This window comes from Rhizobium sp. Root1203, assembly GCF_001424945.1.
Taxonomy (GTDB): Bacteria; Pseudomonadota; Alphaproteobacteria; order Rhizobiales; family Rhizobiaceae; genus Rhizobium.
In genome coordinates, this window is record NZ_LMCW01000032.1 from 16,863 (window position 1) to 29,112 (window position 12,250).

The window sequence follows — 12,250 nt, forward strand, 5'->3', positions numbered from 1 at the left end:
CGCTTGCCGCGGTCGAGCAGCAGTTTTTGGGCTCTGTTGCAAATTTCCATTTTGGTTATAGTGGCCGTTGGTTGGGATGTCGATTACCTGGCAGCCTGGCGGTTTTCGATTATGAGCGAGCAGTGCTACCGCTTCCGTCAGCGCGCTTGGTCCGATGCCGAAAGCACGTTCAACAATGCGTGCTTCTCCAAGGACGTCGCCCGTCAGGTTGAAAATCGCAGCCTGTCCTTTGCGCAAAGCGCGCATGACCTCGAAACCTTTGATCGTCGCATAGGCCGTTTTCAGCGTCTTGAACCCTCTCACCGGTTTGATCCGTTGCTTCAGCTTGCCGTGATCGGCCTCAATGACGTTGTTTAGATATTGACCTGCCGGTGCACAAGGTCTCCGGGACATTTGCCTTCGGCCTTCAATTGCGCAATGGCAATGCCATAAGTCGGAGCCCTGTCGGTGTTGATGACAGTTGGCTTTTCCCAGTCCTTCAGGCCATTCAAGGCCTTGCTGAGAAAGCGCTTGGCCGCTTTGGCATTGCGGGTCGGTGACAGATAGAAATCGATCGTGTTGCCGAATTTGACGACGGCCCGGTAAAGATACGTCCATTGTCCGCGAACTCTCACATAGGTTTCATCAACGCGCCAACTCGTTGAATGCGGCCGGCGCCAGTGCCATCGAAACCGCTTTTCAATCTCCGGCGCATATCTTTGAACCCAACGATAAATCGTGGAATGATCGACGGGCACACCCCGTTCGCCCATCACCTGCTCAAGATCGCGGTAGCTGACCCCGTAGCGGCAATACCATCGCACCGCCCACAAAATCACTTCACCCTGAAATTGACGCCACTTGAAATCGCTCATCAAAAATCTCGCTGAAAATCCTCGGCGTTCTTTCTGACATCAACGGGATTTTTGCAACATAGCCCGCTGATTTCTATGCCGCCGCCTTTGGCGCGCAGGAAGAGAACACCAATGACATTGATGGCGCTCTGGCGGCTGGCGAAATGCGGTTCGGAAATCTGCCGGTATGGGTCGCCGGCTCCAACCCCAATCGCGAAAAGTCCCCATCCTACGGCGGCCCATTCTTTCCGAAAGAAACCGGGGGCGGTCAGCACGATTTTCCAGCTCAAAGTTGGCGACATTGAAGGTGTGATGCAGCACGCCCTTGCGGCCGGAGCTGTGATCCGCGACGAAATCCAGACTGACATGATGGGTCGCGGCGTGGCCACGATCCTCGATCCGTTCAACCACATTTGGGCGCTCGTGGAACGTAAAGCCGAGGGCATGTCACTCGCGGCGTGATTTCGTCGCAAATGTCTGTCGCGAAACTTTGACTTTTGCGAGTGAGTTTCGCGACAGAAATTCCCTTTACTTTTCAGGGGCGGAGGATCGGATCAACGCCAAGTGCGGGCCTTCGCTTTTTAATCCCCAAGCTTTGGACCCATTCGTCGATTTTGGCCGCCGCATCCATAGGGGACAAGTTCGTAACATCAAGCTGGAGTAAGTCGGACTCGTTGATACCGGCAAGGACTTTGCCATGTTCATGGTTCCTTCTCGCCATCTCAGCATCGCGAGGCGTGCGTTTGGCAGCGCGCCCGGCCACCTCGATGCGTCGAATGTTTTCATCAAGGTCGCAATGAAGATGCACCACCAACAGCGGCGCTCGGTCCCGGCCGAGATTCACAATGCGTTCCCATTCCGCGTCTCCCCAGTCGCTGCTTCCCGCAAGCACGGTTGTTAGGACGACGGGGATTTCCAAAGGAAGCTTACGGATCAAGTCATGCGCAATCGCTTCGATCTTCTCGACAGCTTCGATGAATGCCGGGGATTTAAACTCCGTCAGAGCAAACGCGACATTATAAACGCTGTGAATATCCAGCAAGCGACCAGAGACTCTGGGGGCAAGTTCCTGGCCGATTGTGAGCTTGCCCACCCCAGGGTAACCGTTCAAGACGATGATCAAAACATTCTCCTATCAAGGACAAAGCATACGCGCGAATTTTGCGGTGCCTCTCCTTAGGTGGGGGCGCGGCAGTTATGTTCCGATATCGACGATGTTACTCATCTAACGCTGGCATCTCGGAAAGCTCGACGCCGTGGGTGTCGAACCACCATTCCGGGCTCATCTGAGGATATTTATCGCGCAGCCGTAGATACTTGGCGAGCAACCGTTCCTGCCGATCGACCTCTTCCAAGAAGAAGCGATGGTCGAGCGTCCCGCCAATCCGGTGCAGGCGGCGGAGCAGCTTGCGAAGAACATAGCCCTGCTCCTTATTACCCGGTCGGTAGCCGCTCTCGATGATGGTGAGGATCGCATCACGCAGGATTTCTATCTCGCTTTCCGGCGGCATGCCATAAGCGAGCATGGCAAGCCGATCGGCGCCGAAACCGACGTCAATACAAGTGCCAAGCGGATTAACGATATTGCCGATCTCGACGCCATCCTTATGGAACTCGGTGCAGTATCCGGTAGTGCTGCCGTCGCTCCAGGTGCATTCTGGCTCCGGGACAATCCGGAGGCGATCGCGGTAAAGCGGCGTCCATTCGGCCAGGCGATCGGGATGGATGGTGACATAGTCCGGCTTCAGCCCCAGCGTTTCCAGAAATTCCAGCCAGAAGTCTATCGCTTCGCCGACGCTCATCTCGCGAAACGAGAAAAGCCCAAGCATAGTGAAATGCAAGAAGTGGGTGCCGTCTCCGATTTCATCGAGATCGCCCAGGCGGAGACAGGCCTGGCTGTTTGCGACTGTTCCCACATGGTAGGGATCGGAGAAGAGGGGTTTGTATTGCTGCATACCAGCGCTGCAGAAGAGCGTGGTGTCATCATGCGGCCTTACGGATTGAAAACATGTGAAGTCGATGCCTTTTAAAAGGCAGAAGTCTCGGTAGTGCTGGATCAGGCGTCCCGCAGTGACATATGCAACCTCCTTTGTTTTATGTGCCTCTAAGGAATATAGCTATAATCGCCACGATCGACAATGGGCGAGACGCCGTATTAAACTCAGGATACGCGACATGAACATGTTGTCGGGGCCGAAGGCCGGCCCCGATAGCTGATGATCAACTAAAATACGTTTCGGCCATCACTTCTTGGATCACCCTCTATGTGGTGAGGAGTGTAGAGATCGCCGCGAGCCTTTCTCCGCCACGTCCGCGCAAGACTCTCCGGGTTGGTTTTGATATCCGCTACAGCGATAGCGGGTAACCCGTTCATGGGGCACTGCACTGCCCACTGACCATCCGCCGAAGCGATGCCCGAGGGAGCGGCTGTGCTCTGGGGTGCGAGGGTGGAAAAGCTGACCCAGTAGGCATTGCTCGCGGCATGCCCCAGTGCCTCTGCTGCAAATGTCGGAGCATTAGAAGGAGTCTCTCCTGCAGTCGAAAACAAGACACAATCGACGTCAAGGTTCTCGTATTCGACGAATATCTCCGGATAGTGCACCTCCATGCCCAGCGCGCAGCCGAAGCGCAGTCCATCCACCTCGAAAGTCACGGGGTTTTTCCCCGGCGAGTACATGAACGAGGTTTTCGTGTTCGATAGCAGGCGCTCATCGTAACGAGTCAACAACTCACCGCGATCGGTGACAACGTAGAGGCTGTTGTGTGGCCGGTGCGGCGAGGTGAGCTGATGAACGGAACCGAATACCGTCCAAAGTTTAAGCTCGCTTGCAAGTCTTCTGGTCGCTTCCAGTTCTTCGCGCAAAGCGCCCCATTCGAAGCGCGTCCAATCGGAAGGCCCGATTTCTCTAGGTCCGGTTTCGGATATGATCCGTTTATGTGGCCAGCAGGTTGTCCCTTCCGGGAAATGTAAGAGGCGAGCCCCGGCCTGATGGGCGTCACGCATGAGGCGACGCATCTCCGTTCCACTGGCATGAAGCGCCGAAACGTCACGAGGATCATTGAACAGGGATGTTTGGGCTACAGCCATCCGTATTGAGCGGATCGCAGGCTCGTCCGGAGGTTGACGGATATGTTGAAGAGCTGCGGTGTAAGATTCGCCGGTTTTGGCAGCACGGGCACGCACACGGCGTTTAAGATTTCCGTTTTGGGTCATGATCTGGCCTTTCACGTCCCGGACGCAGTTCCCCAGCAACCCATCCGGCACGATTGGACCAAGTCAAGCGGCCCGAGACAGGAGTCCCTTTGCCTCCGTTCAAGACCATGCTGGGGAAGGTCTGGGAGGTTGGGCGAAGGCCACGCCGAAACGAAGATGTCCAGCGGACCTTGATTCGTCAAGCGGTCTCCAAAACTTGGCGAATAATCGAATTGATCGCCTCAGGCTGTTCCATCGGCACGTAGTGACCGCATTCCGGGATAACATGCAGACGGCCGTGTTGAGCCATCTTTGCCTGTTTTCTGCTGGTCTCGAGCCCCGGAGCAACATCCTCCGATCCGGTGACAACAACCACTGGTCCCGGGAAACTCGAAAGAATGTCATCTCGGCTTGGGCGTGTATGAAAAATCGTGACTCCCTGCGCCACGTCTTCCAAAGGCTGGCGCATCGTAATGCGCCTCGCCATCTCGATTGTTCCAGGCAAAGCCTCGTTCGCGAATAGAGGCTTCCAAAACTCGCACCACGCGGCCTCAAGTCCTTTTTCCCGCAGCGTCTGAAGCGCTGAAGCATGATGCACGGGGTCTAATCGCCGCCATGCCTTGGTTCCGATTAGAACGAGGGCGGCGACACGATCGGGCGCTAGGGCGGCAACCTCCAGCGCGCAAGACCCGCCGACAGAGCAGCCGACGACGATAAGGCGCTCGGCCGTCGTCAGCGCCAGCGCTTTTTCCGCCCAAGATTCAATACGGTCCCCGAACGAATAGAGAGTTGGGGCTAGGTTGCTCCCGATAGGAGTTCCATCTGCCCGGCCCACATGGTTCCATCCAGAGGGAGCGCATGCGGCAGCAACAGTTCTAGCTTACTGTCGACCATCACCATCCTAGCGATCAAGATCCGCAAAAACCCCAACATTTGCTCGAATTCTATAGCTGACTTTTGCAGCGTCCAAAATTCAGCGTTTATGCGACTTGAGCATCTTTTACTTTTTAGATGCAGTGAGCGATCGAGGGATCAAAGCAATGTCATGATCTTTCGCCAAGCTGCCTCGCCGAGCCTTGCGTCTGCCTCATCGCTTCCACCATGGGCATGAAGGGTCGATCGAGGAGTGTTCTCACCTGGCAGTAAAATCCTGTGCCCCGCCTGCCGGTCGACTACGAGAGATACCGGCATGCCATATTCCTTCCGGCGGCGGGACAGCTGCTGGGCAAACATGTCCGACGGCCAGAGCGCGTCATCCCCACCTGCAACGAGGACAATATCTGCCGCTGTTTTCTCTATCGGGATTTGCGCTCGCTGAACCGCCTCAGGATTGGCGGTCAGACTCTGCTCAAAGAGGGGTCGGTAAGAAATAAGCCCATTGCCGGGTGACTGTCCGACTGCCCCAAACCAACGCAGCGCGAGCGCGTTCGCGCCGGCCTTCGCAAAGAGCGCCGCTCGATGAGTATCGACCCGACTACTTGAGCCGCTCAAGACAATGACGCCCGTCTCACGGCCATGCCGCGCAGGAATAAATGCTCCCTTCACTTGACTATCGATCTGCTCGATTTCAGGTGTAGACACGGGGATGGCTTCTCCTTCCGGTCAAATATTAGGGTTTTAGCGACTGTCTAAACGACCTCAAACAACTCCGGTCGCAGCTTTCCGGCCTTCATGAGGTGTTGCAGGGTGTACGAGACCGAAAGCGCATCATCGAGTGCATCATGGCCCTGCAGGGGTGGATGCTCGACGTTGTAGTAATCGGCGAGCTTGTTGCTCGGCGTCTTTGCCAAGTCCTCGACCGGCATTCCGGCCGCGAGCAGGAGCTTGACGGCGTTATCGAAACGCCGGGCCGGGATCGGACCATCAACGCCGGCGATATAGCAGCTGATAGCCACCATATTGAGTTCGTCCTTGCCCCAGGACCAAAGTCGCGCCCCGCCGGAAAAAGTCGAGATGCCGGATAGTGCATCCACCAACGACACGCCTTCGGTTCCGATTGCTTCTTCGGTGATACCGGTCAGCTTCGTGAAAAAGGGGTCGAGCGCGTATCGGTTGCCAAATCGATCGATCGGTTGGACATAGGCCTTGTAGGTGCCAAGGATCGGAAAGTCACCTTCAAGCCCAAGCTTCACCGCGCCGATCTGGGCAATGACTGGATCTGGATCGTGAGCAGCACACCAGAACCTGCGTTGCGACCCTTCAATGCAGAGGAATTCACAGTCAAATATGATTGCAGTTTTCAATGGTCCCTTCCTCTTTTGCGAAGCTTTCGTGTTTTGCGCGAAGCACATCAGTTTATCATTTTTCGCAGTTGCACACTTTCGAAAGTGCCAGCTTCGAATTCATAAGGTGAAAAGCCAAGTTTCTGATAGAACCCCACCGCATCCGGCGCGGAATGCACGAGAAGCTCCCTGATGCGGAGTGAAAGCGCTAGGCGCTCAAGCCGCTCCAGCATGGCAGTTCCGTGACGCTGCCGCTGAAAATCGGGCGCTATCGCTACAAGACGCACGATCGCCGTTCTATCTGGGTTCTGATCGAGGCGAACGGTCCCGATTGCCTGCCCGTCAAATTTGAAAAGCAAAGACAGATTTTGTTCTTTGATCTCCTCAGGCCCATCTTGGATATAATCGAAGCGGCCTCTGGCTTCAAAGAGCACCGTCCGCCGCAGCCGATGATAGGCTGACTGATCTTCGGAGCTCTCGGCAACAGAGAGATCGTAGCGACCTATCGCCGGCAGTCGATCGAGCATCTCTCCCGAGCCAAGGTCAAGGCGCGCCCGTGCGAGCGCGATGTCGATCCAGAAAAACCGGAACAAAATAGGTGCCCCGCCGCCGGACGGCGTGGTCTCAAAATGGTTCCAGGTCTCAGGAAGGGTTTCTTCAAGTGGCAAATGAAAGTAGGTGCGGTGAAGGTCATGATGCACCCCGTCTCGCTCGAAGGACCGATGGCTGTCTCCCAAGAGCCGAAACCCCGTTCGGCCCAACAGCCCGGTTTCCTCGCCGAATTCACGACGGGCGGCATCCATCACCTGCTCCCCCGCTTCGACTGTGCCTCCCGGCACTTGGATAGGAACTTCGGGAAAATCGGGTTCATCGAACACCAGAAGACCGCGAGACGTGGTGCCGTAGACCAAAGCTTTCTCAATCAAAACGTTCCCTCCATGGAGCATCAGCCTTAATCGACTGAAAAGTCAGAAATTTGATGACATCTGTAACAAACTGGGCCATCTCCCGGTGGGAACGGAGGACCGCCACCGGGACATTTGGCCCATGCCGGTCGATACTTTGAATGAAGAGCGGTGCGTACTTATTCTCGAAATTCCGGATATAGGAAAGAAACTCCCGGTCTGGCAGCCGCTCAGGGCAACCTGGCGCCATGGCTGGTCGCACTGAGCCGTAGAAGCGGGCAACGCGTTTTGCCAGTCCAAATAGGGCGACACGCCGGGGAACACGCACCCACAGAACCAGATCAGTGTGCGGTAGTCTGAGATCGAAAGACGATGCCCCGCTGCCGTCCATGATCCATCGGCTACGCTGCGCCATTTCGGCGATGAGAGGGCATCGTAAACTTAACGAACCGTGGAATTTGATATGCGATGAAGGGCCATGACTGACCATGACCCGCTATATCGCCGCCATCGCTTTCCCGCTGAGGTGATTGCCCACGCCGTGTGGCTCTATTTCCGTTTTCCTCTCAGCCTGCGAATGGTCGAGGACTTGCTGGCTGCCCGTGGGATTATTGTCTCGCATCAAACGGTCCGGCTTTGGGCGGAAAAATTCGGGCGAACGTTCGCCAACGAGATACGTCGTCGATCATCCGGTCGGCTTGGGGACAAGTCGCATCAAACGGTCCGGCTTTGGGCGGAAAAATTCGGGCGAACGTTCGCCAACGAGATACGTCGTCGATCATCCGGTCGGCTTGGGGACAAGTGGCACCTCGATGAGGTCGTTGTTTCGATCCGTAGCAAGAAGCATTGGCTGTGGCGCGCTGTGGATCAGGACGGTTTTGTCTTGGAGGTTCTCGTGCAAAGCCGCCGGAATGCCAACGCCGCCAAGCGCCTGATGCGCAAGCTCTTGAAGGGCCAGGGACGATTGCCGCGGGTGATGATCACAGACAAGCTGCGATCCTACGGCGCTGCAAGGCGAGAGATCATGCCGGGTGTCGAGCATCGCTCCCACAAAGGGTTGAACAATCGGGCGGAGAATCCCCATCGGCCAATCCGACGACGAGAACGGATCATGAAGCGCTTCAAGTCTCAGCGCCATCTGCAACGCTTTGTCTCCATCCATGACCCGATTGCCAACCTGTTCCATATCCCGCGCCACGACATCCCAACCAGCCATCATCGCAAACTGCGTTCGGCGGCGATGAACCTGTGGGCGAAAATCGCCCGGACATGAACCGCCATGGCGCAAGCGGGCCACGACTGCCTCGCGCCCTTTAAGTTTACGATGCCGTGCCGAGACATTGAGGATCGAATGGTGGTGTCCGCTTGCGGTGAGCACCGTTCCGGCTGCTATATCGGCATCGGCATGCGCGACCAGATCGATGACCGGGCGGGGCTCGGCGGAGCCGCTCGATACTCCGCGCAGACCGACTTGCGACCGAATAAACACCAGCGTCAGGAGCGTCGAAGAAATCAAGCCACCGGTGACGGCACGGGCCATAGCGGCTCGCTGGTCGCCTCCGTCTCCGAGACCGAGCGCCATCGGTAGCACGCCGAAGATCTTGGCAAGCGCTGTCATAACGATCGGCCGCAGCCGGACTGTGCCGGCATCGACGGCGGAGGATCTTGCTGCGGGTCTGACGCCGGCTGTCAGCTGGTGATGCGCGGCATCCGGATCACCTTCAGAAACAGTGCCTTCATSGCCTCGGCGATGCCCTGTGTCGGTGTGACCTCGAAGTAGAGCCCGGGTGTGGCACACTCCTGCATTTTCGTGGGAATTTCGCTCTGGAAGGGCCTGATCCAGCCTGTGTCGGTGTGACCTCGAAGTAGAGCCCGGGTGTGGCACACTCCTGCATTTTCGTGGGAATTTCGCTCTGGAAGGGCCTGATCCAGGTGGTGTACCAGCTGTTCTTGGGAAGTGGCAGATAGGTSGTGTAAAGCACCGCGATCTTGACGCCCTTGTCCTTCAGCGGTTTGCAGAAGGACGTGTCGATCGGCTCCTGGCAGCGGTCGCCGGTCTTGGCTTTSGTGCAGTTCGCCTTCTTGCTGTCGCCTACGCCGTCCGAGACGAAAAACAGGATTTTCTGCGGCTGGGATTCGATGTTGCCGTCGCCAGGGTTCACGATGATCTTGTTCATTTGCGTCAGMGCACTGTCGAAGCTGGTTTGCTGGTCGTTGTTGTAGCCCTGCTTGGGGATCGACATGAGAGTGACGGCACTCGTATAGGCGGCGACCTGATCGAGGTTGGTGATCGGCTTCGAGATCGTTGTCAGATTGGCATCCTCGGCCTTCTTGCCAAAGGTATAGACGCCCATCTTGAACTGATTGTCCGACGCACGCTCGGCCTTGGCCGTTTCGGTCAGCTTAGATCGTGGTCAGATTGGCATCCTCGGCCTTCTTGCCAAAGGTATAGACGCCCATCTTGAACTGATTGTCCGACGCACGCTCGGCCTTGGCCGTTTCGGTCAGCTTCTGGGTTGCCTGACGCACGACGTCTACGCGCAGCGTGACGTTGTTGTTGCGAGCGATATTGTAATAGCTGTTCTTATCCTCAACACCCGCTTCCGAAACGATATGGCACGCGAAGGCGCAGGTATCGGACGTCTTCCTTTCCATCGTMGCGACGTCCGCCGGCGTTGCGCCGACGCCCATGGACGGCGTGTTATCGAGCAGGATGTAGAAATCGATGAACGAGGCCGTCTGGAACGTCGCCGTGGCGGTACCGGCGATCTTGACGTCCNCGTCCGCCGGCGTTGCGCCGACGCCCATGGACGGCGTGTTATCGAGCAGGATGTAGAAATCGATGAACGAGGCCGTCTGGAACGTCGCCGTGGCGGTACCGGCGATCTTGACGTCCYGTCGACCGAAGATYCGCATGAACGTGGTTGGAACCGACGCGTTGAATGAAACGGAGGAGGTGAGCTTGTTCGCGGTTCTGTTCACCGCTACGTCGACCGCCACCTGGCCAGCGGTCAACTCGCCTTGCATCTGGGCGCTGAAAATGCTGCGTGCGTCGTCCTTGCCGACCGAAATAGGGCCATCGCCGGTCATTTTCATCGCTGCCGCGGCGGCGCTCGACTTTTCCGCGATCGCGCCGACTGCGGCCGCGTCCGCAGCGGCATAAAGCTGCGTCCGAAGGCTCAGAGCGTGTGCGAAATCTATCGCCATGCCTGCGGAACCGATGAGCGGCGCCGACTGCGGCCGCGTCCGCAGCGGCATAAAGCTGCGTCCGAAGGCTCAGAGCGTGTGCGAAATCTATCGCCATGCCTGCGGAACCGATGAGCGGCACCATAAGGATGGCGGTCAGGATGCCGAAATTTCCGGAGCGGTCGGCGAGGAAGCTTTCTAATCTGCGCACGAAATAGTCCCACGATTCCACCATAGCATTGGTGTGCGAAGCGGGGTCTTCATGACCGCACGATTTGAAGGTGAACGGGATTTCTATGCGAGAAACATAAATTTGATGCAAATGGTCTTGGTATACCGAACATAAATGTTGACGGTAAAAGCTCCCCTGCCGGAAGGAGGCCCTGGATAACCGCCGTCGTGCCGCAAGCCGGCGCCCGATGAACGCCATCCTGTCGCTCCACATGGCTTGCGATCGATGATGGATCGCAGCGGTTGGAGGCCACCTCCCACAACACCAGGCTTGCAGCCGAAACATCACAAGCGGCAATCCGCGCGAACACCAACAATCCAGTATCAAGTCAAAATGGGCTATTGCTTGTTCGAAGGAATGGTAAGTTTTGGATCCCGTCCGGGACACAAGCATGCGGGCAGTACTTCCTAACCCTGTTGCGCACAACGCGCAGGGCAGGCGGTGAGCTGAGGCCGGCGAGGTTGATCCTAACCCGTTGCTGAAACTCCAGGCAAGCATTCCGCCCCTGATGTAGATGGCAATCTCAGGGGCGTATTGCACGTTCCTCATGGTTAGACGTTACGGTGCCAGTCCAAATTATCCGCTAGCGCCTAAAACATATTGTAAGATAGGTTGTACGATTGTCGTGTAATATGATTTATGGAACTTTGACAATCGTTTCGCACTTTACTCAGCCGCCTGGCGCATTTCGTGGCTCAACATGTGCAGCGCGGTTCGAACCTATGAAGGTGTTGAGTTTCAGTAAGATTTGTCCCACTTTTTCATTTCGCATTATACCACCGAATTTCATTTAGGGCGTCGCGACGCCGCGTCCACGATCATCCGTTTAAGTTCAGTCGAACGATCACCTCTGTCAAACAGCACGCACATCCCGACAGCCTTCTCGGCGATACGGGCGATCAGAACATAAGTGTTAGTCTTTCCCAGAGACTCGGCATTGATCGGCCGTCGATATTCACCTGGATAAAGCCGAGCGGCGACGGCATCCGATTGCTGCAGGAGGTATGACACCTCCGACTGCACCGGGCATTCAAGCATAATGGAAACTATGTTCGTCACAGCAAAGCTCATGTCGCGGACAAAGGTCAACGCACGAGACTACGGCCAATGCGCCTTGTCAACGGGATTGAATAATGCTGGCAATCCAACGGCCGGTTATGGCGCGAGGGAGACCATCGGCTATCGCCGATGGTCATTACCTACAGCTCAATCTGCTCGGCAATCCTGAGAGCGTCGTCCACCTCCACGCCAAGATATTGGACGGTGCTTTCGAGCTTCGTGTGACCTAGCAGAATCTGAACAGCCCGGAGATTGTCGGTCTTCTTGTATATCTGCGCTGCCTTCGTTCTCCTCATTGAATGGGTGCCATAAGCGCTTGCTTCCAGCCCGACGGAGGCTACCCATCGATGGACGATCCGAGCGTACTGCCTTGTGGAAAGATGCTGCGATGTTTTCCTGCGGCTGGGGAACAGATCGCTGCTACCGTTCCTTTGAACGAAAGGAAGCCAAGCTGCGAGCGCGTTTTTCGTCTGCTCGGTGACTTCAAATTGTACGGGCCGCTTCGTCTTCTTCTGGATGATTGGTATGCGACGTCCACGCCCCATAGATTTTTCGGTTGATCTACGGGCCGTCAAATGAGCTCACCGAAGAGTATCTGACGAGCTCATTGTGAGGCTCTG

Annotated in this window: 9 protein-coding genes and 5 pseudogenes; 2 read left to right on the forward strand and 12 right to left on the reverse strand. The window is 56.4% G+C overall.

Annotation, left to right across the window (positions count from 1 at the left end):
* Positions 1-108: 108 nt before the first annotated feature.
* Positions 109-854: pseudogene (locus ASC97_RS24145) on the reverse strand (IS6 family transposase); the annotation flags it as partial.
* A 111-nt stretch (positions 855-965) separates the two neighbouring features.
* Between ASC97_RS24145 and ASC97_RS33450 the strand changes: the two are divergent.
* Positions 966-1,295 (forward strand): hypothetical protein, encoded by a 330-nt coding sequence (locus ASC97_RS33450; protein ID WP_244481576.1) that lies wholly within the window; start codon positions 966-968, stop codon positions 1,293-1,295.
* Between the two features lie 73 nt (positions 1,296-1,368).
* Here ASC97_RS33450 and ASC97_RS24155 read toward each other — a convergent pair whose 3' ends face one another.
* The 7 genes from ASC97_RS24155 to ASC97_RS36355 all read right to left on the reverse strand — a co-directional run bounded on the left by ASC97_RS24155 (position 1,369) and on the right by ASC97_RS36355 (position 7,174).
* Complete coding sequence (locus ASC97_RS24155; protein ID WP_057470884.1) at positions 1,369-1,956, reverse strand: AAA family ATPase; 588 nt, start codon at positions 1,954-1,956, stop codon at positions 1,369-1,371.
* Between the two features lie 94 nt (positions 1,957-2,050).
* A complete protein-coding gene (locus ASC97_RS24160; protein ID WP_082530137.1) occupies positions 2,051-2,893 on the reverse strand; it encodes an alanine--tRNA ligase-related protein in 843 nt (280 codons plus the stop codon).
* Between the two features lie 164 nt (positions 2,894-3,057).
* Entirely contained in the window at positions 3,058-4,047 is a 990-nt protein-coding gene (locus ASC97_RS24165; RefSeq protein WP_057470886.1) for a carbon-nitrogen hydrolase family protein, read from the reverse strand.
* A gap of 178 nt (positions 4,048-4,225) precedes the next feature.
* Positions 4,226-4,861, reverse strand: coding sequence for an alpha/beta fold hydrolase (locus ASC97_RS24170; RefSeq protein WP_057470887.1), 636 nt, complete (start codon positions 4,859-4,861; stop codon positions 4,226-4,228).
* Between the two features lie 197 nt (positions 4,862-5,058).
* Complete coding sequence (locus ASC97_RS24175) at positions 5,059-5,607, reverse strand: acyl-CoA thioester hydrolase/BAAT C-terminal domain-containing protein (protein ID WP_057470888.1); 549 nt, start codon at positions 5,605-5,607, stop codon at positions 5,059-5,061.
* 47 nt (positions 5,608-5,654) lie between these two features.
* Positions 5,655-6,269 carry a 3'-5' exonuclease gene (locus ASC97_RS24180; RefSeq protein WP_057470892.1) on the reverse strand — a complete coding sequence of 205 codons (615 nt, stop codon included), beginning with the start codon at positions 6,267-6,269 and terminating at the stop codon, positions 5,655-5,657.
* Positions 6,270-6,316: 47 nt separating this feature from the next.
* Complete coding sequence (locus ASC97_RS36355; RefSeq protein WP_244481577.1) at positions 6,317-7,174, reverse strand: bifunctional NUDIX hydrolase family protein/GNAT family N-acetyltransferase; 858 nt, start codon at positions 7,172-7,174, stop codon at positions 6,317-6,319.
* A 457-nt stretch (positions 7,175-7,631) separates the two neighbouring features.
* Between ASC97_RS36355 and ASC97_RS33460 the strand changes: the two genes are divergently transcribed.
* Entirely contained in the window at positions 7,632-8,426 is a 795-nt protein-coding gene (locus tag ASC97_RS33460) for an IS6 family transposase (protein WP_082530138.1), read from the forward strand.
* 219 nt (positions 8,427-8,645) lie between these two features.
* Here the strand turns inward: ASC97_RS33460 and ASC97_RS34770 are convergent.
* The 4 pseudogenes from ASC97_RS34770 to ASC97_RS24215 all read right to left on the reverse strand — a co-directional run.
* Positions 8,646-8,846: pseudogene (locus ASC97_RS34770) on the reverse strand (efflux RND transporter permease subunit); the annotation flags it as partial.
* Positions 8,846-9,932, reverse strand: a pseudogene (locus ASC97_RS24200) (hypothetical protein); the annotation flags it as partial. The pseudogenes ASC97_RS24200 and ASC97_RS34770, both read right to left, overlap by 1 nt.
* A gap of 1 nt (position 9,933) precedes the next feature.
* Positions 9,934-10,574, reverse strand: a pseudogene (locus ASC97_RS34270) (pilus assembly protein TadG-related protein); the annotation flags it as partial.
* A 1,196-nt stretch (positions 10,575-11,770) separates the two neighbouring features.
* Positions 11,771-12,163: pseudogene (locus ASC97_RS24215) on the reverse strand (tyrosine-type recombinase/integrase); the annotation flags it as partial.
* Positions 12,164-12,250 lie beyond the last annotated feature (87 nt).

Excerpts from the sequence above, each read along its gene's own strand:
- ASC97_RS33450 (WP_244481576.1), top strand. The coding sequence starts at position 966 with ATGACATTGATGGCGCTCTGGCGGCTGGCGAAATGCGGTTCGGAAATC.
- ASC97_RS24165 (WP_057470886.1), bottom strand. The coding sequence starts at position 4,047 with ATGACCCAAAACGGAAATCTTAAACGCCGTGTGCGTGCCCGTGCTGCC.
- ASC97_RS33460 (WP_082530138.1), top strand. The coding sequence starts at position 7,632 with ATGACTGACCATGACCCGCTATATCGCCGCCATCGCTTTCCCGCTGAG.